Below are 22,205 nucleotides of genomic sequence, written 5' to 3' on the forward strand. Positions count from 1 at the left end.
TGCCATGCCTATCCCGCAACCTGTCATAGAGACGACCGATGATCGCCAACATCCAGAACAAACCGAAATGGCTGTTTTCGCAATTGGGGCAGTTGGTCATCGGCGTGGGCCTGCTGGCGCTGGTCTTCAACTACGTCTATCGGTTCACGGTGGACCGGAACATCAATTCGACGGTCTTTCATGTGTCGACGGTGGTGCTGGGATTGATCGTGTTCCTGATCATCCGCCGGGACTATGTCTTCGTGAACCGTTATGCCTTTAACGACAACGAGATCTCGGTCCACACCTTGCTGGGCGTCAAGAAAAGCTATGCCACGTCCGAGTACGAGTTCGTGCCGTCGCTGCATAAGGCCGTGAACCTGCCCGAACAGCGCGCCGCGTTGTCGTTCTACGTGCGTAGCGCCAAGACCAAGAAGAATGTCCGGAATTATTCCTGGACCGGCTTCGCGCCCGAGGATTTCCAGGCCGTTTCCCGGATGTACGGCTATCGCGGCGAGACGGACTTCAGCCAGAAGGATTTCGGCAAGCGTTGAGCGTGCCGGCCATCTTGGCTATTCGGTGACCAGATACGCCTGGCCGCCCGGCGCCAGGTAGGGCGTCAGATCCTTGAAGGGCACCGTCGCGTGTGTACCCAGGCAGACGCCCATCGCATGGCCGATGCCGGAAATCGACAGGGTCAGCACGCCCGGCGATTCCGTGCCCAAGGCCAGATAGCTGGGCCATAGGTCCGAGCAGTTGTCCAAAGAATCGTCTTCCGCGTCGCCCTTGGTGTTGGCCTTGGCGGCGGCCAGCGGCGCGCGCGCTTTTTCCATCAGCGCCAGCAGGGCGGGGCTTTCCTTGCGCCAGCCGTTCTCGCCGGGGACGTAGGCGTCGAGCACGCGGTTCCAGTCCAGGTATTCGCCGCGCAGCAGATCGAAGGTGTAGGGCTCGAAATGGTTGTCGGGGTGGGCGCCGCCGCAGTACAGGCTGCCTGACTCCGTCACGGTCATCAGCGCCTTGGACAGCCATTGAACGGTGATGGCTTCATCGTCATAGCTGCCCAGCGTGCCGGCGGCGGGATTGCCGTCGGTGTAGGCCGACGCCATGCAGGCCAGCGCTGCCAGGTTCATCTGCCAGTGCCGCTGTTCCAGCAAGGCGTTGACGCGTTTGGCGACTTGCGGGTCCGGGTGCCGGCTCAGCCGCGGGTAGCTGAATTGCGTACGGGGGTCGCGCCACATGCGATAGGCGACCGGGCCGTTGCCGCTGTCCTGGCCGACGGGCACGGCATGGCCGGCCAGCTTCAGGGTTTCATAGGGGGCGGTTTCGGCATTGATGCCGACGTTCACGTCGATGCCGCTACCCACGCCGCCGCTGATTGCATTGGTGACGGCCTGTACGCTGCCTGGCGCCGATACCTCGGGATCGTATTCGGCTACGCGGCGCAAGGTAAAGCTGCGCGGCTTGCCAGTGCGCGCGTCGATCCATTGCCCCGTGTAGCCGTCGGCGTCGCGCCTGCCTTGCCAGGTGGCGGCGGCAATGGTCGCCAACTCGTCCGTTTCCGGATCCTTGCCGGCGTCGACAAGCGCCTGGACGGTCTTCGGTTCGACCAGCGCCTGCGCCGTGCCTTTCAACGGAATGTCCACGCCATGCTTGGGATAGAAGTAGCGGCCGGTCAGCACGCCGTTTTCCGCCGGCCGGCTGTCCAGTTCCATCACCACGTCGCCCGCGCCTTGCAGCGTGCCTGTGTACACGGTGCGCGGGGCCGCTTGGGCCAGGTTGCCGGCTTGCGCCAGAAGCGCCAGCGCGACGGCGCCAAGCGTTGAACGGGGCAGGCGGAAGGGGATCATGAGGTGATCAGCTTTCGGATTGGCCCGATGCGGCCGACAGGCTCACTTGCCCGAACGTCATCCACACATACGCGGTTTCGGATGCTTGGGCCCGATAGGTGCCGGTGGCTTCGCCCAGGCGCATGGCCACGGCCGTGAACTCCCAGGCCAGCGCGTCGTCGCACTGGACCTTGCGGTGGGTGTAGGCGGGAAGGCCGTGCGCGCGTCCGAAGGCCAGCGCCAGTTGCGCGTGTTCGGACAGTTCGGCGGGCACGGAGGGGTGATCCCATCCCCACAGGAAGCTGCCGTCGGCGCTGTTGGACGTGCCGACGATCTGCACGGGTGCCGTCGCGGTGATGCCGCCGGGCAATTGGAAGACGATGCTGGCGCTGTCCATGTCCACCGACCATTGCTCGGCTTCGTCCAAGTGCCACGTGGCGCAATGCGCGCTGGTGGCGGCCTGCATGCCCTCCAGGCTCTGGGCGATGAAGGCTTGGACGTCGAAGGGCTGGGTGGTGTCGGACATGCTGGGTGGTTCCGTGAATGGGAAGTCGGAATGATAGGGCAGATCAGGCGGCCGGACGCGGCAAGGCGTAAACCGCGGTGGGACGATCGTAGTGCCGCTCGTAGGCGCTGAAGGCGAAGCCCAGTTTTTCCAGAACGCGCACCGAAGCGTGGTTGTCGGGCCAGACTACGGCCACCAGCTCGGGGACATCCAGCGCGCGCCAGGCGTAGTCGCACAGCAGCCGGGCCGCCTGCGTGGCGTACCCCTGGCCCCAGGCGGCGCGGCACAGGCGGTAGGCCAGTTGCAGGCGACCGCCGTCTTCAAGGGGGACCAGGCTGACCCAGCCGACGGCGGCGCCGTCGATCAGAACGGTCCAATGGCCGATGTCGGTAAGCGGTTCGCGCAGCCACGTCAGCAATTCCTGACGCCGAGCTTCAGTTGCAGGCTTGACGCCGGTGCTGTGCCGCATGACCGCGGGGTCGGCCTCCATCGCCAGGATCATGGGCACGTCGTCCGTCTGCACGCGACGCAGGGTCACGCTGGGGCAGGGGGCGGGCATGGGTGATGGGTCGGAATACGGGGGCATGCCTGATGATACCGGCACGCGTGGAGCCGGTTTGCGCGCACATAATTAGGTGCCTTACTATATGCCGCTGAATCGAAGAACAGGAAGACACCCATGTCCCACGCTATACGCACGCCGCCCATGCTCGAACCGAAACACCATGCGTTGCTGGACGAGGCAGCGCGCCGCGGGCTGGCCTCAGCCGACGACATCGGCCTGTGCTTTCAGTTGCTGTCGCTGGCCAACGCCATCGACCGCGATTGCGCGGCACGGCTGGCGCCGCAGCAGCTGTCGGAAGGCAAGTTCGTGCTGTTGTTCCTGTTGCACGATCAGGCGGATGGCCTGTCTGCGCATCAGCTTGCGGAAGGGGCAGGCGTGACGCGCGCGACTATCACCGGCCTGCTCGATGGACTGGAGCGCGACGGCTTTGTGCTTCGCGAACCCGGCCAGCTGGATCGGCGCAGGGTCATGGTGACGTTGACAGCCAAGGGCAAGTCGGTGGCGGCGACGCTGTTCAAGGAACACACGGACTGGATCGGTTCCCTGTTCGGGGGCTTGGCCGCTTCGGACAAGGCTCGGTTAAGCGACCTGCTGGCGCGCGTCTGGGTCGGCACCGACACCGGCCGCGCCGCCTTGCGCAAGGAGCCGCAATGACCCGGACCGCATCGCCTGCCGCCAAAGCCTCGGGCCGCGGCGTCAAGGACATCAGCGCCGCCCGACTGGCACAGTTGAACGCGGGCGCGCCCGCCTCGACCCTGACCGAATGCCTGGCGGTGGATTTCGCGGCGTTGATGCAGGCGGTCGCGCCGGAAGTCGGCGCCGAAGCCATCGCGCTAATGCGCGCGGAAGCCGCCACCGGCATTTCCAAGCGCATGGCGGTGGCGGCACGTATCCTGGGCGACCACCGCGGTCCGCAGGCCGATGCGCAATTCAGGACGCACGAGTCCGATACCGTGCGCGGCTGGGCCTGCTTCCTGGTTGGCGCCTCGCCGGACGTGCCCTTGGAAGCCCGCCTGGACCGTATCCGCCCCTTGGCGGACGACGCCCATTTCGGCGTGCGCGAATGGGCGTGGCTGGCGCTGCGCCCGCGCCTGGCCGACGACGTGGAAGCGTCAGTACAGGCGCTACGGCCGTGGACCCAGGACCCATCCGAGCGTGTGCGCCGTTTCGCCAGCGAAGCCTTGCGTCCGCGCGGGGTCTGGTGCGCCCACATCGCGGCGCTGAAGTCGGACCCGGCCATCGCGCTGCCGTTGTTGGAGCCGCTACGCGCCGACCCGGCGGCCTATGTCCAGGATTCGGTGGCGAACTGGCTGAACGATGCCAGCAAGGACCAGCCTGCATGGGTGCGCGCCGTGTGTGCGCGGTGGCTGGCCGGCAAGCCCGCCGCCGCGACCGAGCGCATCTGCAAGCGCGCATTGCGTTCGATCGGGGCGTAGCGGCATCGATGTCAGAGCTGGCTCATCCCCCCGTCCACGATGATCTCGGTGCCCACGATGAAGGCGGACTCCGGCGCGGCCAGGTGCAGCACGGTGGACGCCAGTTCCTGGGGCGTGCCGAAACGGCCCAGCGGAATCTGCGCCTGGATGCCGGCTGCGGTCTTTTCCAGGGCCTCGGCGTCCAGGCCCAGCTTGCCGTAGATGGGGGTAGAGATCGGGCCCGGGCTCACCACGTTCACGCGGATGCCGCGCGGCAACAGTTCGGCCGATAGCGTCTTGGCCAAGGAAATCAGGGCGGCCTTGCTGGCGGCGTAGATGGACGACGCCGGCATGCCGATGTGGGCGTTGATCGACCCGTTCAGCACGATGGAGGCGCCGGGGTTCAATAACGGGTCCAAGGCCTGCAGCTGGAAGAACACGCCTTTGATGTTGGTATTGAAGGTCTGGTCCCAAAGGTCTTCGGTGGCGTCGGCCAGCGTGGCGAATTTGGCGATGCCGGCGTTGACGAAGACCGCGTCCAGCCGGATGCCGGCCGTTTGCAGCGCGTCGGCCAGGGCGGCTGCCGCACCGGGCGCGCCTGCGGTGTTCTGGATGGCCACGGCGCGCGCGCCCAGCGTGGCGCGGGTGGTTTCCAGGGCGGCGGCGTCGCGCCCCGTGACGATGACGCGGGCGCCTTCCGCCGCGAAGGCTTGCGCGGCCGCCAGGCCGATGCCGCTGGTGCCGCCGGTGACCAGGACGGTCTTCTGTTCAAAACGGTTCATGGTGATCTCCTTGGGAGTCGTTCGATAAGGTGTAGCCATAGTGCGCCGTGCCGGGCGCTTTGTCGTACGATCTTCCGGACGAACACGTTCGAAGGAATCGCACATGTTGACAGTGAATGAACTGGCGCTGCTGGAAGCCATCCGCGACAGCGGCAGCCTGTCGCGGGCGGCGGTGAAGCTGGGGCGCGCGCCGTCTTCGGTGTCGCACGCGGCCCGGCAACTGGAAGAACGGTTCGATGCGCTGCTCTTCGACCGCCGCCGCTACCGGCTGCAATTGACGCCGGCGGGCCAGTTGCTGGCCGACGAGGCCGCCCGGCTGATGCTGGACGTCTCGCGCCTGACGCAACGCGTCAAGCAGGTGGCCAGCGGCTGGGAGGACCGGCTGCACATCGTCAGCGACGAGATCCTGGAATTCGAACTGATGTCGCCCTTGATTCAGGCGTTCGACCGTCTGGACTCGGGCGTGACGCTTCGGTTTACGCACGAAGTCCTGGGCGGCACGTGGGAAGCGCTGCGCGAAGGCCGGGCCGATCTGATCGTGGGGGCGACGAACGAACCCCAGTCTATGCCGAATCTGCAGTGGGCGGCATTGGGTGAAATGGAGTGGCTGTTTGCGGTATCGCGCCGCCATCCGCTCGCCAAGGTGAAAGCCCCCTTGCGCCAGGACCAGATCCAGCAGCATCGGGCCGTGGTCGTGGCGGATACGGCTCGCGGCGCGTCGGCTCGTGCCTATGGACGGGTGGGTGGCCAGGCGGTGCTAGCGGTGCCCAGCATGCGCGCCAAGATCCTGGCGCAGCGCGACGGCCTGGGCGTGGGCTGGGTGCCGCGCCACCGGGTGGCCTCTCTGCTGGAACGCGGCGAACTCGTGGAAAAGGCAACCGAGACGCCGCGCGAGCCGAACCTGCTGTATCTGGCATGGCGCGGCGGGCATGAGGGCAGGGCGCTGCAATGGTGGCTGGAGGCGCTGCGCCAACCCAAGATGGCGCTAGCCCTGATGCGGGGGATCGACGCTTTCGGTTGAGGGGCCAGTTGATCCGTCGCCCATCGGTGAGTGGCCGGTGCGCCCGCGTCACGTACCGCTGATAGCGCCTTCGGCGGCCAGCGCCGCCAGCACGCTGGGCCGTTGCGCGATGCGGGCCATATAGGCCGCAAGGGCGGGCCAGCGCGCCAGGTCGATGTCGAAGAAGACCGCCCAGCGCAGTACCGTGTACAGGTAGGCGTCGGCCACGCCGAAGCGGTCTTCGACCAGGTACCGGCGCGCCTCCAGTTCGCGCGCCGTGTAGTCCAGGCGCTTTTCCAGCCGCGCTTGCCACCAAAGGCGTGCCGCAGCCGGCAGGTCGCGGTTGAACAACGGGCCGAAACCGCCGTGGATTTCGGTGCTGATGAAGTTCAGCCATTCCTGCAGCCGGCTGCGCGCCCACGTGCCGTTGGGCGGCGCCAGGCCGGCCTCGGGCTTCAGGTCGGCCAGATACTGGACGATGGCCGGGCCTTCGGACAGCACCTGCCCGTCGCCGCATTCAAGCGCAGCGACATACCCCTTGGGATTAATTGTCAGGAAGTCGCTGCCATCGGCGCTGCGCTTTGTCCGGTTGTCCACGCGTACCAGCATGAAAGGCAGGTCCAGTTCGCGCAGCACGATGTGCGGCGACAGGGAACAGGTGTCGGGTGCGTAATACAGCTTCATGGTGAGTCCTGGATTCAACGAGACGCCCAGCTTGAGCCCGCGCAAGGCATGCGTAAAATTACTCTTTTAGAAATGTGCCATAAGTAAAACTGATTCCATGATGAATCTGATGCATTGGCGGCTGGTGTTGGCGGTAGTGGACGCCGGCAACATCACGCACGCTGCCGCGCAGGTGGGCATGACCCAGTCCGGCGCCAGCCAGGCGATCGCGCAGTTGGAAGACACCTTGGGCGCGCCGCTCTTCACGCGCGAGCGCCGGCAAACCGTTCCAACGGCGCTGGGGCTGCGCGTGGCGGACGAAGCCCGCGCCATGCTGGGCGCGCTGCATCGCATCCAGGCGCTATCGCGCGAAGCGCGCGGCGCCGCAGGCGGCACGCTGCGGCTGGCCAGTTTCCCGATGGTGTTCTCGACCGTGCTGCCGCCGGTGCTGCGGCGCTTCCGGCAATTGCACCCGGCCATCGAAGTGGTGTCGCTGGAGGCCTCCGACGACGAAGTCGAAACCCTGCTGGCTGCCGGTACCGTGGACGTGGGCGTCGTGCTGAACGCCGCGCCGGGCCGGCAGGTATGCCCGCTGGGGCAAGACGAATGGATGGCCGTGCTGCCCGCCGCGCATCCGCTGGCGCGCGCGGGCAGCGCCATCGACTTGGCAGCGCTGACGGCCCAACCCTTCGTGCTGGCCACGGGCGGTTGCAGCGTGCATGCGCAGAGCCTGGCGGCGGATGCCGGCCTGGCCATCGCAGACGTGCGGGCTTCGGTCCGCGATTGGAGCAGCGCCTTCGCGCTGGTCCGTGAAGGCCTGGGCGTGACGCTGGTGCCCACGCTGACCTTGCCGGAAAACCGCCGCGGCCTGCGCGTGTTGCGGCTGGCGTTGCCGCTGTACCGGTCGTTTGGCCTGGCGGCCTCGGCGCAGGCGGCGGACAGCCCGTCGGTGCGGGCGCTGTTCAGCATGTTGCAGCGGGATGACAAGGCGGGGTAGGCAGGGCAGTCGGATCCGGCGCGCGTGTCATGGCGCGGACACGGTGCTGTCATACGCTTTCGCGCTTTCTAGCAGACATCGACGGGATGCCCCCATGCTGATACGCACCGCCACTTCCGAGGACAGCGCCGCCATCGCGGCATTGCTGACGCAATTGGATTACCCCGGTACCGCGCCCTTCATGCCACAGAAGATCGCGCAACTGACCGTTCACCCCGATGTGCGGCTGCTGGTCGCCGAAGACGAGGCGGGCCAGTTGCTGGGCTTCATCGGATTGCATTTCATGATCCAGCTGGCGCTGCCCGGCGATTTCTGCCGCATCACATATTTCTGCGTCAGCGACCAAGCGCGTAGCGCAGGCGTGGGACGGCGGCTGGAAGCGGCGGCCGAGGACGAAGCGCGCGCACGCGGCTGCGACCGGATCGAAGTGCATTGCCATGAACGCAGGAAGGATGCGCACCGGTTCTATTACCGGCAGGGGTACGAGGAGTCACCGAAGTATTTGATGAAGCGGGTGTCGTAATCCGTAAAATCCCGCCTAAGACATCCAACGTGGCATCCGCCGCGCACAACAGTCCAAAGGACGGGAATGGAAGAGACAACGCAAGACACGCCCCTTGATTGGGCGTCGCTGGTGGACGACCTGAACAAGCTGCTGCGCTTGAAGACCACGGTCATCGGCATGAAGCTGTTCGAGGACGAGGCCGCCATGGCGGGCGTGAAGGGCTTGCGGCGGCCGCAGGCCACGCATACGACCGACCAGATTGTCGGGATGGCGGCGCGGCTGGGCTGGACGGTGGGCATTACCGGCGACGACCTGGTCGGTTCGCAATGCCGCGCGGTGGTGGGCCTGGGCCCGCAGGACGAAGCCTGGAAAAGCGGCAAGGACTACGTAGGTGTGTGGCATGCGACCGAGGCCGACGCGCGGGCACGCCAGGAGGCGTTGTCCTGTGTGCCCGCGGGCAAATACCGTGGGCTGGTGGTGTCGCCGCTGGCCTCGGGCCGGCTGGACCCGCCCGACATCTGCCTGGTGTATGCCACCCCAGGCCAGATGATCATTCTTATCAATGGCTTGCAGTGGAAGAACTACCGGCGTTTCGATTGGAGCGTGGTGGGCGAGACGGCCTGTGCGGACTCATGGGGCCGGGCGCTGGCTACCGGCGAACCCAGCTTGTCCTTGCCCTGTTTCGCCGAACGCCGTTATGGCGGCGTGCCTGACGAAGAGATGCTGATGGCGCTGCCGCCGCGTTACCTGCCGGTGGCGATCGCAGGCATGAAGGCGTTGGCCGCCAACGGGTTGCGATATCCGATCGCGCCTTACGGCATCCAGAACGATGTACGCGCAGGCATGGGCGTGAGCTATGCGCAAACGCCCAAGGCCTAGCCGGCGTCGCGCAGGGCGGCCGCCAGCGCGCGTGCCGCGGGCCCCAAAGGCAGGTCGATGCGGTGCGCCAGATAGGTCTCGGTGGCGACCTGGCTGGCGCGGCCCAGGCTGTCCGTGGGCAGGCGCAACAGGCGGCCTTCGGCCAGGTCGCGTTCCACCAGCCACAGCGGCAGACGGCCCCAGCCCACGCCCGCCAGGATCAGCGCATGCTTGGTGTCCTGGCCGCTGACGCGGCACGTCTGCGGCGACAGCACGGCGAAGTCGCGCCCTTCGGTCAGAGTGGACGGGTCCGACTGCACGATCTGCAGGTGGTCGGCCAGTTCGGGCGTGCCCAATGTGGCGTCGGACGAAGGGCGCCGCGCCAGGGGATGGCCGGCGCCGACGACAGCGACCATCTGCACCGAGGACAGCGCCTCTACGGCGATGCGCGGGTGGCGGAAATGTTCGCCGGCGATGATGCCCAGCGTGTGGCTGCCAGTCAGCAGTGCGTCGATCGGGCCGCCTAGCGGCAGCACGGATACGTGGGTGGCGACGGTCGGGTAGGCGGCACGCATGGCGTTCAGCGCAGTACCGACCGCGGCGATCGGGAAAAGCGTATCGACGACTATCGACAGCTCAAGCTCGACGCCTTCGCCCAGGCCTTGCGCCCGGGCGCGCAGGGCGTCCACACGCAGCAGGATGTCTCGGGCGTTGGCCAGCAGCGCGTGGCCCTGCGGGGTCATGATGGGCCGGCGGCCGCTGCGGTCGAACAGCGTCACGCCCAGTTGCCCTTCCATATTGGCGATGGCGTGGCTGACCGCCGACTGCACGCGGGACAGCCGGCGCCCGGCCGCGCGGAAGCTGCCGGTGTCGGCCACGGCGGCGAACACGCGCAGCTGGTCCAGGGTAAGAGCGTCTATCATCGTCCGGTTGATCTATTCAATCGATCGCTTTCATCAAAAGATTATCACTTATCAAGATCGTTTCCGGCAGGCATGCTGTCGGGATCGCATGGGAAGAGAGGCGGGAATGAACCAGGTTGAAACGCGTTGGGCCGGGGTGCTGGCCATCGTGGGCGCGGGTGTGGTGGCGTCGCTGCAAGTGGGCAAGGTCATCATCGCCGCGCCGCTGCTGCGCCAGGACATGGGGCTGGACCTGGCCTCGATCGGCACGCTGACGGCCGTGTTTTCAATACTGGGCGTGGTCGGCGGGATTGCGGCAGGCGGCGTGATTGCCCGCTTTGGTGCGCGCCGCATGTTGCTGCTGGGACTGGTGGCGACGGCCTTAGGCACGGCCGCAGGCGCCACGGCGCCCGGTTACGGCATTCTGCTGGCGTCGCGCGTGATCGAAGGCCTGGGTTTCCTGATGATCACGGTGGCGGGGCCCGCGGCCCTGCAGCGCATGGTGTCGGGCTCCAACCGGGATTTCGCCTTTGCGCTCTGGAGCTGCTACATGCCCGCCGGCATGGCCATCGCGATGCTGGCGTCGCAGGCGTTTGACCATTGGCAGGCGTACTGGTGGTGCGCGGGCGCGGCGGTCGTGGTCGCGCTGGCCTGCGTGGCGGCGCTGGCGCCGGCCACGCCCGGTAGCGCCAGCCTGTCTTGGGGCGGCTTGCGGCAAGACACGGCCGACACGCTGGGGGCGGCGGGGCCCGTACTGCTGGCGCTGTCGTTCACGCTGTACAGCCTGATGTTCTTCGCGCTGTTCACCTTCCTGCCGGTGCTGCTGATGGAGCAATTGGGTTTGACGCTGGCGAAGGCCGGCCTCTACAGCGCGATGGCCAGCGCCGCCAACATCATCGGCAACCTGGGCGCGGGCATGCTGCTGGCGCGGGGCTGGCGGCGGTCGACGCTGATTGCCTGCGCCAGCGTGACGATGGGCGTGGTGGCGCTGCTGATCTTCCGCTCGGTCTTGCCGGCGATGCCCACCTTCCTGTTGTGCGTGCTGTTTTCGGCGGTGGGCGGCCTGATTCCCGCCACCTTGCTGGGCACCGCGCCGTTGGTGGCGCCGCGTCCCGCGCTGACGGCGGCGTCGGTAGGCCTGGTCATGCAGGGCAGCAACCTGGGGCAGGTCATCGGCCCGGTCACCGTGGGCGGCGTGATCGACCGCTACGGCTGGGCGTCGGCGTCCTACGTCGTGCTGGCGGCCGGCCTGGGCGGGTTGCTGATCGCGGCTTGCCTGCGCCGGGTGCGCGCGGCGCGCCTATAACCTCAAGGCGGGCCGTCCGTCGCGTGGCGTTTGGCGGCGCGTCATGAAGCCGGCCTATCATGGAGGTCGATACTGGGTTGATTCTGTTTGGAGCCACCATGCATACGCCTGCCACCCGCCTCGTCATCTTCGATTGCGACGGCGTTCTGATCGATAGCGAAATCATTGCGGCGCGCGCCCAGTCGCGCGCGCTGGCCGAACACGGCATCGCCATCACTCCCGAAGACGCCGCCCGCCGCTTCGCCGGCATCCCCGACGCCGACATGTGGCAGACGCTGCAAGCCGAGAACGCCTGCACCTTGCCCGACGGCTTCGCGCGGCAGTATGCCGACCGCCTGGAAAGCACGTTCCGCCAGGAGCTGCGGGCCTTGCCCCACGTCCACGAGACGCTGGCCACGCTACGCGCGCGGGGGCTGGATGTCTGCGTGGCATCCAGCAGCACGCCGCCGAAACTGGAGGCCGCGTTAAAGCTGGTAGGCCTGTGGGACGCCTTTGCGCCCAACGTGTTCAGCACGGCGCAGGTCGCCAAAGGCAAGCCCGCCCCGGACGTCTTCCTGTTCGCGGCGCGCCAGATGCGCACCGCCATCCTGGACTGCGTGGTGGTGGAAGACAGCGTGCCCGGCGTGCGCGCCGCCCGCGCCGCACGCATGCGGGCGGTGGGTTACGTCGGCGCGTCGCACAACGGGCCGGACCAGCGCCAGCGCTTGCTGGCTGAAGGCGCGTCCGACGTGATCGACGACCTGAGCCAGTTGCCAGGCCTGCTGTAGTCAGACGGCCGCGGGAACGGGTTCGGGCTTGACGCGCACCGCGCGCAGCACGCCGACCACCAGCAGGGCGATGCCCGCCATCGTCAGCGGTTCGGGCATCGAGCCACGCAGGATGAAGGCATAAGCCAGCGCGGCCAGCGTTTCAAACACGATCAGTTGGCCGGCCAGCGCGGTGGGCAGCCGTTGGCTGGCCTCGTTCCAGCACAGCGTGCCCAGCCAGGACGCGAACAGGCCGATGATAATCATCAGGCCCAAGAACACTTCCGGACGGGGCCCCAACGGCATGGCGAAACCGCTGCCCGCGACGGCCATGCCGCCCCACAGCACCGCGTAGCCCGCCAGCGCCAGGGGCAGGGTGGCCACGCCCTGGGCGGTGGCCCAGGTGCTGGGACTGCGATCGGGGTGTGCCCGCAGCCAGTCGGCGTTGCGCAGCGGATACCAGGTCCAGCAAGCGACGGCGGCCAGCGCCAGTACTGCGCCGACCGCGTAGCGGCCCAGGTCCGCGTCGGCGTCCTGGCGCAGTGCGGCAAGCTCCACCTGATTGACGCAGCCGATGCCCAGCGCGATCAGCGCCAGCGACGGCGCCAGGCGCTTCCACGGCAGCTTGCCGTCGCGGCGCGCGTTGCGCAGGTTGGCGCACACGGCGATCACGACGGGCAGCGTGCCGATGATCATGGTGGGGACGGGGCCGCCCGCGCGCTGAATGGCGCTGGCCAGGCACAGGTAGTACAGCAGGTTGCCGATGGCGGCCAGTTTCAGGGCTTCAATCCAGTCGGCACGGGTCAAGAGCCGCAGGCGATGGCGGTCCAGCCAGGCAAGCGGCAGCGCAATCAGGCCGAAGGCCAGGTAGCGCGCAACAGATTGGAGTGCGGCCGGGTATTCCGGCAACAGCAGGGGCCCTACGAAGACCAGCCCCCACATCAGGCCGGCGGCCAGGGCATAAAGGGTTCCCGCCCACATACATTGCTCCAGGTAATCAATGCGGGCAGTCTAGCCAGCGGCGGGCAGGCCGGTCTTGTACCAGATTGCGGTGCCCCGGCTAGCCGCGGACCTGCTTCTGGTAGCGGGCGGGGGTGACGCCGTAGCGGCGCGAGAAAGCGCGGGTCAAGTGCGCCTGATCGGTCAGGCCGGCGGCCAGCGCCACCTGGGCGGGCTCGATGCCCGCAGCCAGCAAGCGCTTGGCTTCGAACAGCCGCAAGGCCATCAGCATCTGTTGCGGCGTGGCGTGGTGCTGCGCCTGGAAGCGGCGCAGGAAGTGGAACGGGCTCAGTCCCGCAACCGCCGCAAGTTCGTCCAGCGTCAGCCGACGCGACAGATGGGCGCGCAGGTAATCGATGACGGGCGCAAAGCGCAGCGCGCCTTCGTCCGGCGCGGCGCGGGGCACTTGAGCGTGGCGGCGGAATTCGCCCAGCAACGTGTACAAGGCGCTGTCGAAGGCCAGCGGTTCGCGCGCCTGCCACAGGGTGTCGAGCAGGGCGGTGACGCGCTGCGCGCAAGCGCTGTCGTGGCCGACGGCCGTATCGAACCACCAATCGGATTCCCCGGTGACGCGCGCCACCACGTCCGGGTCGATGTAAGCCATGCGGTAGCGCCAGCCGGTCTCAGTTTCCGCCTGGCCGGTGTGCAGTTCGTCCGGATTCATCAGCACGACCGAACCGGAGGGTGCCAGATGCTCCGCGCCCCGGTAACGGAAACGTTCCACCCCGGATTCGATGGCGCCCAGGCCATAGGCCTCGTGCGTGTGGGGTTCGAAGGCGTGGCGCACGATGTCCGCGCGGTACAGCTCCACGCCCGGCTGGTACGCCGCATGACGGAATTCGGCACGGTCATTGGGATGGTCGAACGCCGCCGGCACGCCCGTCAGGACGGGCGCGCCCGGCTCGGCAGAGGCGGCGGAATCGGAACGCATGATTGGGATTTAAGCATGCCGCAGAGACCGCGTCAGGGGGACCTTGACGTGTGGCGTACGCCAGGGCCCACCTGTGCAATGAATCCCTGGAGTTCCTGAATGCTCATAGGGCGGCCAAACAGCCAGCCTTGCGCATATTGGACGCCGCGCGCTTGCAGGATGTCCCGCTGTGTTTCCGTTTCCACGCCTTCGGCGATGACTTGCATGCCCAGCGAGCGTGCCAGGTCGATGATGTGGAAGGTCACCAGGCTGGTCGGCGCCTCGGTGCCGAGCGTGTCCACGAACATCTTGTCGATTTTCAGGAAATCCAGTTCGTAAGTCGCCAGGTACGACAGGTTGGAATGCCCCGTGCCAAAGTCGTCGATTGCCATGCGGAAGCCACCTGCGCGCACCGCCAACAATACATTGCGCGCCTTTTCCGGCGCCATCAGCCCGCGTTCGGTGATTTCGAACATCAGGCTGGCCGGTTCGATTTCTGCGTGTTGCGCCAATTCCCTCATGCGCATCTGGGCATCGTGCGAATGCAGGTCCTCGGATGAAAGGTTGATGGAGATGTGCACGCCCGGGTTCGCCCGCAGCAGCCCGGCAGCTTCCCGCACGACGATCTCCATCACGCGGGCGGTGATCCGCCCGATCATCCCTTGCGCCTCCGCAAGCGGGATGAAAACGTTCGGGCTGACCAGCACGCCGTCTTCATTGCGCCACCGGGCCAGCGCTTCAGCGCCCACGCACCGGCCGTTGCGCAAATCGATGATGGGTTGGTATTCGACGAAGAACTCGTCGCGCTCGAAAGCGGCCTGCAACTCGCCGCTCAAGGACAAGCGGCGCCGCGCGACAACGCCAACGGCGCCCGTCAGCAGCACGCCCAGGGCGAGGCCAACGGGTCCCAGTACGTACGCGGAACGCCGTACCTGCGCCGCCACCAGCGAAGATGGTATGGCCGCCAGCGCTGCGCTGTCGGTCGTCTGCGACGGCCGGATGACCACCAGATAGCCGTTGTCTTCGAACTGGACGGGCTGGTCGCGATAGCGGTGGGCCCATTCCCCGCGGATGGCGCCGCGGTGTCCCACGATCTGGTGCTGGCCGCCGATAAAGAATGCCAGGGACACGGCGGAATCCCGGTTCAGCAGATCCAGCCCCAGATCGGCGTCGGCAAGCGCGGCATATCCGTCACGTCCCGCCACGCTGAAGACCTGGCCCGGCAGGCCGGGCAGTTCGACCGCGCTCCAGAAGTGCAATCCGGACTGGCGATTGGCGTCGGGCTTGCCGAGATTGATGCGGATATCATGCGTGCCGAGCGTTGTGCAAATAAGCGCATCGTTCTCGAGGCGGCCCATGCCCGCCACGTGGCTGAAAGAGCCGGACAGCATGCTCATGCGCGCCAGTTGTTCCGTCGAGCAAGGGGCGCCGGCGGGATGGTTGTTCAGGGCGCTGATGGCGTCGCTGATTTGCAGGCGTGCGGTGTCGGCACGTTGCAACACATCGTCCGCCATGTCATGCAGCGTGGCCAATACATCCTCGCGCCCCTGGATTTGCGCCAAGAGCAACGACAACGAGAAGGGTACGAGCAGAGCCAGTACTCCGACCGCCGACGCCAGCAACACCGTGCCAGTCTTGTTCATGCGCCGCTCCATCCCCCGCATTTTTGTGTCGGATGAGGCTACTCCCGGCAGGAGGCCGCGGCGTGTGCATTGACAATATTTGACAGTCGAAGGGAGCGTGCGGTCTCACCCCGGGCTGGACGAGGGGTCTTGCCCCTGCATGTCGCGGGCGCGCGCCAGCAGTAACTCGCGTTCGCGGGTATTGCGCGTCATGCCGGCGGCGCGCTCGAATTCCGCGTAGGCCTCGGCGTGGCGGCCGAGCTTGGCGAGCAGGTCGCCGCGCACGCTGGGCAACCAATGGTAGTTGGCCAGTGCTGCATCCGCCGCCAGCGCGTCGACGAGGTCAAGTCCCGCTTGCGGGCCGAACGCCATGCCGACGGCAACGGCGCGGTTCAGCGCCACCACTGGCGACGGCATCACTTGCGCGAGCGCGTCGTAAAGCGCCACGATGCGCGGCCAATCGGTGTCCTGCGGCGTGCGGGCGCGCGCATGGCAGGCCGCCAATTCCGCCTGCAAGGCATACGCGCCCAACGCCCCGCCTTGGGCGGCCGACCGCGCCAGCGCCGCCAGCCCGCGCCGGATCAGCAAGGGGTCCCAGCGGCCGCGGTCCTGCTCCATCAGCAGCACCGGGCGGCCTTGCGCATCGGTGCGGGCCGGCAAGCGGGAGGCCTGCAGTTCCATCAGCGCCACCAGCCCATGCACCTCGCCTTCGCCTGGAGTCAGTTCAGCCAGGATGCGGCCCAGGCGCAACGCTTCGTCGCACAGCGCCGGGCGCATCCAGTCATCGCCTGACGTGGCCGAATAACCTTCGTTGAAAATCAGGTAGATGACCTCCAGCACGGACGCCAGGCGCGGGCCGCGGTCCTGCTCGCGAGGCACTTCAAAGGGCACCTTGGCCGCGGTCAGGCTATGCTTGGCGCGCACGATCCGCTGGGCAATCGTGGACTCCGACGCCAGGAAGGCACGGGCGATCTCTGCGGTAGACAGACCGCCCAGCAAGCGCAGCGTGAGCGCCACGCGCGCTTCGGTGGACAGCACCGGATGGCAGGCGGTGAACACCAGGCGCAGCAGGTCGTCACCAATATCGTCCTGGCGGGCGGCGTCCAGCGCATCGACAAAATCGGGTTCCACGTCGGCCTGCAAGGCCTCCAGCTCGTGGCCGATCTGATCGTGCTTGCGGGTGTGCAGCGCGTCCAGGCGCAAGCGGTCGCGGGCGCGGTTTTTTGCGGTGGTCATCAGCCACGCTCCCGGGTTATCCGGCACGCCGGTATCGGGCCAGCGTTCCAGGGCGGCCACCAGCGCATCCTGCGCCAGCTCTTCAGCCAGGCCGACATCGCGCACCAGCCGCGCGACGCCGGCGATGACGCTGGCGGCTTCGATCCGCCAGACCGCCTCGATGGCCCGATGGGTTGCCGCCTGGCTCATGCGCCGGCCGCTTCGCCCGGAACCATGTACACCAGTTCCCAGATATGGCCGTCCAGGTCTTCGAAGCCATGGCCGTACATGAAACCATGGTCTTGCGGCGCACGCGGCGCAGTGCCGCCAGCGGCCACCGCCCGGGCGACCAGATCATCGACTTCGGCGCGGCTTTCGCAAGACAGGCATATCAGCACTTCGGTGGCCTGGGTGGCGTCGACCAGCGGCTTGCCGGTGAACCCCTGGAAGAAGTCCTTGGTCAGCAGCATGGCGTAGATGTCGTCGCTGATGACCATGCAGGCGCCCTGGTCGTTGGTGAACTGCGGGTTGAAGGTGAAGCCCAGGCGCTTGAAAAAGGCTTGGGATTTCTGCATGTCGCCGATGGCGAGGTTGACGAATATCTGCTTGTGCATGTCAGTGCTCCGGTATGGCGCTAGCGCTTTTCAGCCAAGGCCTTGAGGTTGGCGAGGCCGTCTTCAAAATCCTGACCGACCATGCGGTCCATATTGAAGAAGATGTGCATCAGTTTGGCAATGAAGTTCAGCCGGCCTTCCATGACCCAGGCGACGCGCGTGCCATCGCCGGCCGGCGTCAGGCTGAAGTTCACCAGATTGACGGCCGAGAACGGTTTGATGAAGGTCAGGCGCATCGTCACGGCCGTGTCCGGCTGCGCCGACTCGATGCGCATTTCCCCCACACCGACCTTGTCGCTTTCCCAAGCGTAGGTCGCGCCCGGGCCGACGGTGGTCGCGCCGTAGCGGCCTTTGATGGCGGGGTCTTTCTTTTCGTACGGGTTCCAGGTGTTGAACGCGTGCAGATCATTGATCATCGGGAACAGCCGGTCGGGCGGGGCCTGGATCTGCGCGCTACGTTCAACGCGGAACGTGTCTGGCCGCGTGGCGGCATAGGCCAGCAGCAGAACAAGGGCGGCCAGGACAATCAGCAACAGGGTTTTCAGCATGGTGGGATTCCGCGCGGCTCAGTGGCTGACGCCGGGGATGTCGCGAAAACGTTCCACGGCCTTGCTGGGGCCGAAGTCGTCCAGTTCGAACAACTGGCGGACTTCGATGGCGCAGGGCTGGCCGGTGAACGGCTCCGGAAAGCGCAGCGTCCATTGCATGGCTTCTTCGCGTGAACGCACCTGGATCATGGTGTAGCCGGCGATCAATTCCTTGGTTTCGGCAAAGGGGCCGTCCACCACCTTGCGCTGGCCGCCTTCGTACTCTACACGCCATCCTTTGGACGACGGTTGCAGGCCGCTGGCGTCCAGCAGCACGCCAGCCTTGGCCAGCGCCTCGTGGTACGTCGCCATTGCGGCAAGCAGGCTTTCTTCCGGCATCACGCCGGCTTCGCTGTCGGGCGTGGCCCGGACGATGATCATGAATCGCATCTGCGTCTCTCCTTGGATTTGGACATCGCAGCCCGCATTCCGGTTGGAAACTCCGGGCTTGTACTGGCACGACGAACGGCGAGACGTCAGATCGACAAAGAATTTGCCGACCTAGGGTAAGTACTAGGTCGGCAGGCTGCTACATGAAGCACGGCCCCAGTTCGCGGACCTCGACGGTTGCCCATTGCGCCGCCGGGCATTCGGCGGCCAGCGCCAGGGCTTCTTCGCGGGTGTCGCACGTCAGCAGGAAGAAGCCGCCGATCATTTCCTTGGCCTCGGCGTAGGGGCCGTCCAACAACGAGCGTTCGCCGTCGCGGATTTGCAGGCGCACGCCTTCGGACTCTGATTTCAGGGATTCAGCTTGCGTCAGCAGACCGCGTGCCTTCAGGCCTTCGGCGTAGCGCACCATCTGCGCATAGGCCTCGCGGCCTTCCTCGGGCGTGCGTTGGGCGCGCTGGCCCACGGGTTCAACGATCAGCAGCAGGTAGGACATGGGGTTTCCGGATTCTGGCTCGCGGTGGCGGGTTCGGAAAGCTTACGTCAGTCTTCCTGGAAAATCGATTGATGCCGGCTAGCCGGCCATGGGCGCCTGGCCCGAAAAATGCCGTGTGACCCATCGCTCGCACACCGCCCATAGCTCGGGCGCGCCTTTTTTGATGGCGGGCCCATAGCGCGAAACGACCTGTTCCAGCGACACGCCGCTTTCGGTCCAGGTGCCGCCGCCAGTGTGGATGTTGATCAGCAGCGGCTGAAATCGGTCGAGGGCTTTCGCGAACTGCGCGTCGTCGGTCTCGGCTTGCTCGAATTCCTGCCACAGACCGAGGAATTCGTCGCGTTGCGCCTGGGGCAGCAGGCCAAATAGCCGCGTCGCCGCCTGGGATTCGCGTTCAGCCTGCCGTTGTGCGGAATGCCCGCCGTGGATCGGCGTATCGCCGACGTCGATCTCGACGACATCATGCAGCAGGAGCATCTGCATGACCCGGTTGATATTGACCGACCCGGCGGCATACTGGCCCAGGACCAGCGCGTACATCGCCAGGTGCCAGGAGTGCTCGGCGGAGTTTTCCTTCCGGCTTTGATCCAGCAGTGGCGATTGCCGGATGACCGTCTTCAGCCGGTCGATTTCCCGTAGAAAATCCAGCTGCCTTTCCAGTGCCGTCGATTGCGTCATCTTGCCCGCGCAGAGTTTGTCCGCCTTCCAGTGAACGGAAAGGCGTCAGCCCTGGCGGGTCACTGCGCTGGGTCGGCAGCTTGGGCGGGGGCCTGGGCCTGCTTGACCGGCGTCTGCTTCGGCGCGATGTCCATGATCAGTTCGACGCGGCGGTTGGCGGCGCGGCCGGCTTGCGTGTCGTTGGACTCGATGGGCCGGGTTTCGGCGTAGCCCACGGCACGCAGCCGCTGGGCCGACACACCGTCGCGCACCAGTTCGCGCAGCACGCTGGTGGCGCGGCTGCTGGACAGTTCCCAGTTGGAGGCGAACTGCCGGGTCTGGATCGGCACCGGGTCGCTGTGGCCTTCCACCGACACCTGGTATTCGTTCTTGGTCAGGATGGCGGCCAGGCGCTTGATGACCTCCAGGCCGGCAGGGCTGAGCGTGGCTTGGCCCGAGGGGAACAGCAGTTCGTTGCTGATGCGGAAGCTGACGGACTGCTCGTTGATGATCACGTCCACCGACTTGCCCAGGTCGCCCAGGCCCAGCGATTCCTTGGAAGGCGCCTTCAACGGCGGGGCGGCGTCGGCCACTTTCACGCCGTCGTCGACGGGGGGCGCTTCGGCGGCTGGGCTTTCAGCGGGCGGTTCGGCCCAGCTGGCAGGGATCGGCGTGGCGTCGAATTCGGCGTATTCGCCGTCGTATTTAGGCAGGCCGCTAGCGGCCAGCGTGCCGACCAGCTCGACGGGCGTGTCGGACGCGGCAGGCGCCTGACCGTGCAGGCGCGCCACCGCCAGCATCACCACCAGCATGGCCAGCAGCAGGGTGATCAGGTCCAGATAGCTCAGCAACCAGTTCTCGGAGTCCTGCTCCACGGTCTCTTCGACGTGCCAGCGGGCGTAACGATCCTTGCGGTCGGTCTGGCTGGGGCGCCAGCCGCTGTTGTCCGCCGCTTTCTGGGCGCGTAATTGGGCCTGGCGGGCCTGTTCGATCCGCTGCGCCAGGGAAGGGGAAATCAGGCTCATTGACGCGCGGCGGCCGGACGGGTGATGGAGACGGGTTGGGCGGCGGGTTTGACCTGGCCTTCCGTCTTGGGTTTGGGCTGCGTCGTGGCGGCCAGGCCGCCGTCGTAGATTTCGTCTTCGACGTGCATGACGAAGGAATTCAGGGTCTCGCGCACGACCGCCGGGCCGCGCTTTTCGCACATCATCGAGATGCCTTGCAGCACCATGTTCATGGATTCGATGCGGCGGGCGGTGCGGCGTTCAAGCTTCAAGGCGATCGGCTTGCAGACCAGGTTGGCCAGCAGGATGCCGTAGAACGTCGTCATCAGGCCCACGGCCAGATGCTGGCCGATCATCGTCATGCTGCCGTCGCCCAACACCGCCATCAGGTTGATCAGGGCGACCAGCGTGCCCAGCATGCCGAAGGCCGGCGCAAAGGTGGCCATCACGCGGAACATCTGCGCTTCGGCCTGTTCGCGGGCCCGCAGCCGGGCGACGCGCCATTGCAGCACTTCGATGATCTGGTCTTCCGGGGTGTTGTCGATGATGAGCTGCACGCCCGTGCGCAGGAACGGGTTCGAGACCTTCTTGAGTTCTTGCTCGACCTTGTGGACGTCGGTGTTCATCCACAGCTGCGCCATCGACACCAGTTCTTCGATGTCGCGCTGCTGGTCGTGCTGGTCGTTGCGGAAAACGGTGCGCACCAGCTTGAAGATGCGCAGCACTTCAGGCAGCGGGTAGGCGATGAACAGCGCGGCGCAGGTGCCGCCCAGAACGATGGCCAGGCCGGGCAGGTTGAAGTACATGCTGGCGTCGGTGGCGGACAGCGCGACGACGATCAGCAGGGTAAGCAGGCCGACGACGGCGCCGATGACGGAAGACGGATTCATGGATCTTGGCCGAAAGGGTAGGCATGCCGCGCGCGGAATGCCGGATTTTCGGGAAATTCTAGCCAGGACCCGAGCGAGTCAATCCGCCGGAAAAGAGGGCGAAAGGGCCGGTAAGCACCGGCTTAACCGCTTAGTCAGCCGGGGGTCTGGCCCCAAAAAAATGGGGTCGTATTCCGCTGCTCAAGCATGGCGCTGGCGCCGGGCCAGCCATTCTTCGCGGGTGATTTCCCAGATTTCCGCGGGCTGGCGGCCGCTGACGAAGCCGCGCTCTTCGGTGCCCACCACGCGCATTCCGCTGCGTTCGGAGATCTTGCGCGATCCGGTGTTGGCGACGGCCTTGGGCGCCCGCAGGAGCGGCTTGCCCAGCACCTCGAACCAATAGGCGGTGACGGCGTCGCTGGCTTCGGTCATGTAGCCGCGGCCATGGAAGTCCGGGGCCAGCCAGAAGCCGCGGTTGTTATGGGATTCGTCGTCCATCAGGCTGATCACGCCGATCAGGCGGCCGGGGGCGTCCAGCGTGCGTACGGTCCAATGCCATTGTTCGCCCCGGCGGATGGCGGGCAGCGCCACGCGCTCGATGTAGTCACTTGCGCCGTTGTCCGGGTACGGCCAGGGCACCTGATCCGCCAGGAAACGCACGATCTCCCATTGCGGAAAGACGCGCTGGATGGCGTCGGCGTCCTCCATGCCTAGCGGCTGCAGGGTAAGGCGGGCGGTGGTCAGGGCGGGGTAGGGCATGGTGGCTGAAGGAGCGGGCGCAGAGGGGCCGGAAGGG

Annotated in this window: 27 protein-coding genes; 9 read left to right on the forward strand and 18 right to left on the reverse strand. The window is 66.6% G+C overall.

The window, feature by feature from the left end; translation table 11 throughout:
• The first annotated feature begins 38 nt into the window (after positions 1-38).
• On the forward strand, positions 39-533 hold the full coding sequence (locus CEY09_RS00710; protein WP_088587175.1) for a hypothetical protein: 495 nt from the start codon (positions 39-41) through the stop codon (positions 531-533).
• An 18-nt stretch (positions 534-551) separates the two neighbouring features.
• On the opposite strand, the gene CEY09_RS00715 is transcribed toward CEY09_RS00710, so the two are convergent.
• From CEY09_RS00715 to CEY09_RS00725, 3 genes are read right to left on the reverse strand one after another with little or no spacing between them, the layout of a single operon-like run.
• On the reverse strand, positions 552-1,826 hold the full coding sequence (locus tag CEY09_RS00715; RefSeq protein ID WP_088587176.1) for a hypothetical protein: 1,275 nt from the start codon (positions 1,824-1,826) through the stop codon (positions 552-554).
• A 7-nt stretch (positions 1,827-1,833) separates the two neighbouring features.
• On the reverse strand, positions 1,834-2,331 hold the full coding sequence (locus tag CEY09_RS00720; RefSeq protein ID WP_088587177.1) for a DUF6882 domain-containing protein: 498 nt from the start codon (positions 2,329-2,331) through the stop codon (positions 1,834-1,836).
• 43 nt (positions 2,332-2,374) lie between these two features.
• Entirely contained in the window at positions 2,375-2,869 is a 495-nt protein-coding gene (locus tag CEY09_RS00725; protein ID WP_088587178.1) for a GNAT family N-acetyltransferase, read from the reverse strand.
• Positions 2,870-2,989: 120 nt separating this feature from the next.
• Here CEY09_RS00725 and CEY09_RS00730 point away from each other — a divergent pair, with 120 nt between their 5' ends.
• Entirely contained in the window at positions 2,990-3,529 is a 540-nt protein-coding gene (locus CEY09_RS00730; protein WP_088587179.1) for a MarR family winged helix-turn-helix transcriptional regulator, read from the forward strand.
• Entirely contained in the window at positions 3,526-4,311 is a 786-nt protein-coding gene (locus CEY09_RS00735; RefSeq protein WP_088587180.1) for a HEAT repeat domain-containing protein, read from the forward strand. Before CEY09_RS00730 ends, CEY09_RS00735 begins: the two co-directional genes overlap by 4 nt.
• An 11-nt stretch (positions 4,312-4,322) precedes the next feature.
• On the opposite strand, the gene CEY09_RS00740 is transcribed toward CEY09_RS00735, so the two are convergent.
• A complete protein-coding gene (locus CEY09_RS00740) occupies positions 4,323-5,072 on the reverse strand; it encodes an SDR family oxidoreductase (protein ID WP_088587181.1) in 750 nt (249 codons plus the stop codon).
• Between the two features lie 103 nt (positions 5,073-5,175).
• On the opposite strand from CEY09_RS00740, the gene CEY09_RS00745 reads away from it, so the two are divergent.
• Complete coding sequence (locus tag CEY09_RS00745) at positions 5,176-6,093, forward strand: LysR substrate-binding domain-containing protein (protein ID WP_088587182.1); 918 nt, start codon at positions 5,176-5,178, stop codon at positions 6,091-6,093.
• 48 nt (positions 6,094-6,141) lie between these two features.
• On the opposite strand, the gene gstA is transcribed toward CEY09_RS00745, so the two are convergent.
• Positions 6,142-6,756 (reverse strand): glutathione transferase GstA, encoded by a 615-nt coding sequence (gstA, locus tag CEY09_RS00750; protein ID WP_088587183.1) that lies wholly within the window; start codon positions 6,754-6,756, stop codon positions 6,142-6,144.
• Between the two features lie 97 nt (positions 6,757-6,853).
• Between gstA and CEY09_RS00755 the strand changes: the two genes are divergently transcribed.
• From CEY09_RS00755 to CEY09_RS00765, 3 genes are all read left to right on the forward strand, one after another.
• Positions 6,854-7,732 carry a LysR family transcriptional regulator gene (locus tag CEY09_RS00755; protein ID WP_088587184.1) on the forward strand — a complete coding sequence of 293 codons (879 nt, stop codon included), beginning with the start codon at positions 6,854-6,856 and terminating at the stop codon, positions 7,730-7,732.
• Positions 7,733-7,826: 94 nt separating this feature from the next.
• Positions 7,827-8,255, forward strand: coding sequence for a GNAT family N-acetyltransferase (locus CEY09_RS00760; RefSeq protein WP_088587185.1), 429 nt, complete (start codon positions 7,827-7,829; stop codon positions 8,253-8,255).
• A 66-nt stretch (positions 8,256-8,321) separates the two neighbouring features.
• Positions 8,322-9,116, forward strand: a complete 795-nt coding sequence (locus CEY09_RS00765; protein WP_006224351.1) for a DUF169 domain-containing protein — start codon at positions 8,322-8,324, stop codon at positions 9,114-9,116.
• Here CEY09_RS00765 and CEY09_RS00770 read toward each other — a convergent pair.
• Positions 9,113-10,018 carry a LysR family transcriptional regulator gene (locus tag CEY09_RS00770; RefSeq protein ID WP_088587186.1) on the reverse strand — a complete coding sequence of 302 codons (906 nt, stop codon included), beginning with the start codon at positions 10,016-10,018 and terminating at the stop codon, positions 9,113-9,115. The genes CEY09_RS00765 and CEY09_RS00770 overlap by 4 nt on opposite strands.
• Before the next feature lie 106 nt (positions 10,019-10,124).
• On the opposite strand from CEY09_RS00770, the gene CEY09_RS00775 reads away from it, so the two are divergent.
• The gene (locus CEY09_RS00775; RefSeq protein WP_006224353.1) at positions 10,125-11,303 is read left to right on the forward strand and encodes an MFS transporter; all 1,179 of its coding nucleotides are present in this window, start codon (positions 10,125-10,127) and stop codon (positions 11,301-11,303) included.
• Between the two features lie 98 nt (positions 11,304-11,401).
• The gene (locus tag CEY09_RS00780; RefSeq protein ID WP_006224354.1) at positions 11,402-12,070 is read left to right on the forward strand and encodes an HAD family hydrolase; all 669 of its coding nucleotides are present in this window, start codon (positions 11,402-11,404) and stop codon (positions 12,068-12,070) included.
• Here the strand turns inward: CEY09_RS00780 and CEY09_RS00785 are convergent, their stop codons facing one another.
• The 12 genes from CEY09_RS00785 to CEY09_RS00840 all read right to left on the reverse strand — a co-directional run bounded on the left by CEY09_RS00785 (position 12,071) and on the right by CEY09_RS00840 (position 22,168).
• Positions 12,071-13,030: a DMT family transporter gene (locus CEY09_RS00785; RefSeq protein WP_006224355.1), complete on the reverse strand. Its 960-nt coding sequence runs from the start codon at positions 13,028-13,030 to the stop codon at positions 12,071-12,073. It lies immediately after the preceding gene.
• Between the two features lie 79 nt (positions 13,031-13,109).
• A complete protein-coding gene (locus CEY09_RS00790; protein WP_088587187.1) occupies positions 13,110-13,979 on the reverse strand; it encodes an AraC family transcriptional regulator in 870 nt (289 codons plus the stop codon).
• Positions 13,980-14,011: 32 nt separating this feature from the next.
• Positions 14,012-15,601, reverse strand: a complete 1,590-nt coding sequence (locus CEY09_RS00795) for an EAL domain-containing protein (RefSeq protein WP_158218644.1) — start codon at positions 15,599-15,601, stop codon at positions 14,012-14,014.
• 105 nt (positions 15,602-15,706) lie between these two features.
• Positions 15,707-17,005: an RNA polymerase sigma factor gene (locus CEY09_RS00800; RefSeq protein ID WP_088587189.1), complete on the reverse strand. Its 1,299-nt coding sequence runs from the start codon at positions 17,003-17,005 to the stop codon at positions 15,707-15,709.
• Positions 17,002-17,409: a VOC family protein gene (locus CEY09_RS00805; protein WP_006224359.1), complete on the reverse strand. Its 408-nt coding sequence runs from the start codon at positions 17,407-17,409 to the stop codon at positions 17,002-17,004. The genes CEY09_RS00800 and CEY09_RS00805 overlap by 4 nt, the downstream gene beginning before the upstream one ends.
• A gap of 20 nt (positions 17,410-17,429) precedes the next feature.
• Positions 17,430-17,957, reverse strand: a complete 528-nt coding sequence (locus tag CEY09_RS00810; protein ID WP_088587190.1) for an SRPBCC family protein — start codon at positions 17,955-17,957, stop codon at positions 17,430-17,432.
• Positions 17,958-17,975: 18 nt separating this feature from the next.
• Entirely contained in the window at positions 17,976-18,386 is a 411-nt protein-coding gene (locus tag CEY09_RS00815) for a YciI family protein (RefSeq protein ID WP_088587191.1), read from the reverse strand.
• Between the two features lie 139 nt (positions 18,387-18,525).
• A complete protein-coding gene (locus CEY09_RS00820) occupies positions 18,526-18,879 on the reverse strand; it encodes a YciI family protein (RefSeq protein ID WP_088587192.1) in 354 nt (117 codons plus the stop codon).
• A gap of 78 nt (positions 18,880-18,957) precedes the next feature.
• A complete protein-coding gene (locus CEY09_RS00825; RefSeq protein ID WP_088587193.1) occupies positions 18,958-19,557 on the reverse strand; it encodes an HD domain-containing protein in 600 nt (199 codons plus the stop codon).
• A 59-nt stretch (positions 19,558-19,616) separates the two neighbouring features.
• Positions 19,617-20,561, reverse strand: coding sequence for an OmpA/MotB family protein (locus tag CEY09_RS00830; RefSeq protein WP_088587194.1), 945 nt, complete (start codon positions 20,559-20,561; stop codon positions 19,617-19,619).
• Positions 20,558-21,430 (reverse strand): motility protein A, encoded by an 873-nt coding sequence (locus CEY09_RS00835; protein WP_006224372.1) that lies wholly within the window; start codon positions 21,428-21,430, stop codon positions 20,558-20,560. Before CEY09_RS00835 ends, CEY09_RS00830 begins: the two co-directional genes overlap by 4 nt.
• Positions 21,431-21,610: 180 nt before the next feature.
• On the reverse strand, positions 21,611-22,168 hold the full coding sequence (locus CEY09_RS00840; RefSeq protein ID WP_006224373.1) for a GNAT family N-acetyltransferase: 558 nt from the start codon (positions 22,166-22,168) through the stop codon (positions 21,611-21,613).
• Positions 22,169-22,205: the final 37 nt, after the last annotated feature.

The sequence above is a fragment of the Achromobacter marplatensis genome (assembly GCF_002209535.1).
Classification (GTDB): Bacteria; Pseudomonadota; Gammaproteobacteria; order Burkholderiales; family Burkholderiaceae_B; genus Achromobacter; species Achromobacter marplatensis.

Bases quoted from the DNA above. Each gene is read 5' to 3' on its own strand.
- CEY09_RS00710 (WP_088587175.1), top strand. From the start codon at position 39: ATGATCGCCAACATCCAGAACAAACCGAAATGGCTGTTTTCGCAATTG.
- CEY09_RS00715 (WP_088587176.1), bottom strand. From the start codon at position 1,826: ATGATCCCCTTCCGCCTGCCCCGTTCAACGCTTGGCGCCGTCGCGCTG.
- CEY09_RS00720 (WP_088587177.1), bottom strand. From the start codon at position 2,331: ATGTCCGACACCACCCAGCCCTTCGACGTCCAAGCCTTCATCGCCCAG.
- CEY09_RS00725 (WP_088587178.1), bottom strand. From the start codon at position 2,869: ATGCCCGCCCCCTGCCCCAGCGTGACCCTGCGTCGCGTGCAGACGGAC.
- CEY09_RS00730 (WP_088587179.1), top strand. From the start codon at position 2,990: ATGTCCCACGCTATACGCACGCCGCCCATGCTCGAACCGAAACACCAT.
- CEY09_RS00735 (WP_088587180.1), top strand. From the start codon at position 3,526: ATGACCCGGACCGCATCGCCTGCCGCCAAAGCCTCGGGCCGCGGCGTC.
- CEY09_RS00740 (WP_088587181.1), bottom strand. From the start codon at position 5,072: ATGAACCGTTTTGAACAGAAGACCGTCCTGGTCACCGGCGGCACCAGC.
- CEY09_RS00745 (WP_088587182.1), top strand. From the start codon at position 5,176: ATGTTGACAGTGAATGAACTGGCGCTGCTGGAAGCCATCCGCGACAGC.
- gstA (WP_088587183.1), bottom strand. From the start codon at position 6,756: ATGAAGCTGTATTACGCACCCGACACCTGTTCCCTGTCGCCGCACATC.
- CEY09_RS00755 (WP_088587184.1), top strand. From the start codon at position 6,854: ATGATGAATCTGATGCATTGGCGGCTGGTGTTGGCGGTAGTGGACGCC.
- CEY09_RS00760 (WP_088587185.1), top strand. From the start codon at position 7,827: ATGCTGATACGCACCGCCACTTCCGAGGACAGCGCCGCCATCGCGGCA.
- CEY09_RS00765 (WP_006224351.1), top strand. From the start codon at position 8,322: ATGGAAGAGACAACGCAAGACACGCCCCTTGATTGGGCGTCGCTGGTG.
- CEY09_RS00770 (WP_088587186.1), bottom strand. From the start codon at position 10,018: ATGATAGACGCTCTTACCCTGGACCAGCTGCGCGTGTTCGCCGCCGTG.
- CEY09_RS00775 (WP_006224353.1), top strand. From the start codon at position 10,125: ATGAACCAGGTTGAAACGCGTTGGGCCGGGGTGCTGGCCATCGTGGGC.
- CEY09_RS00780 (WP_006224354.1), top strand. From the start codon at position 11,402: ATGCATACGCCTGCCACCCGCCTCGTCATCTTCGATTGCGACGGCGTT.
- CEY09_RS00785 (WP_006224355.1), bottom strand. From the start codon at position 13,030: ATGTGGGCGGGAACCCTTTATGCCCTGGCCGCCGGCCTGATGTGGGGG.
- CEY09_RS00790 (WP_088587187.1), bottom strand. From the start codon at position 13,979: ATGCGTTCCGATTCCGCCGCCTCTGCCGAGCCGGGCGCGCCCGTCCTG.
- CEY09_RS00795 (WP_158218644.1), bottom strand. From the start codon at position 15,601: ATGAACAAGACTGGCACGGTGTTGCTGGCGTCGGCGGTCGGAGTACTG.
- CEY09_RS00800 (WP_088587189.1), bottom strand. From the start codon at position 17,005: ATGAGCCAGGCGGCAACCCATCGGGCCATCGAGGCGGTCTGGCGGATC.
- CEY09_RS00805 (WP_006224359.1), bottom strand. From the start codon at position 17,409: ATGCACAAGCAGATATTCGTCAACCTCGCCATCGGCGACATGCAGAAA.
- CEY09_RS00810 (WP_088587190.1), bottom strand. From the start codon at position 17,957: ATGCTGAAAACCCTGTTGCTGATTGTCCTGGCCGCCCTTGTTCTGCTG.
- CEY09_RS00815 (WP_088587191.1), bottom strand. From the start codon at position 18,386: ATGCGATTCATGATCATCGTCCGGGCCACGCCCGACAGCGAAGCCGGC.
- CEY09_RS00820 (WP_088587192.1), bottom strand. From the start codon at position 18,879: ATGTCCTACCTGCTGCTGATCGTTGAACCCGTGGGCCAGCGCGCCCAA.
- CEY09_RS00825 (WP_088587193.1), bottom strand. From the start codon at position 19,557: ATGACGCAATCGACGGCACTGGAAAGGCAGCTGGATTTTCTACGGGAA.
- CEY09_RS00830 (WP_088587194.1), bottom strand. From the start codon at position 20,561: ATGAGCCTGATTTCCCCTTCCCTGGCGCAGCGGATCGAACAGGCCCGC.
- CEY09_RS00835 (WP_006224372.1), bottom strand. From the start codon at position 21,430: ATGAATCCGTCTTCCGTCATCGGCGCCGTCGTCGGCCTGCTTACCCTG.
- CEY09_RS00840 (WP_006224373.1), bottom strand. From the start codon at position 22,168: ATGCCCTACCCCGCCCTGACCACCGCCCGCCTTACCCTGCAGCCGCTA.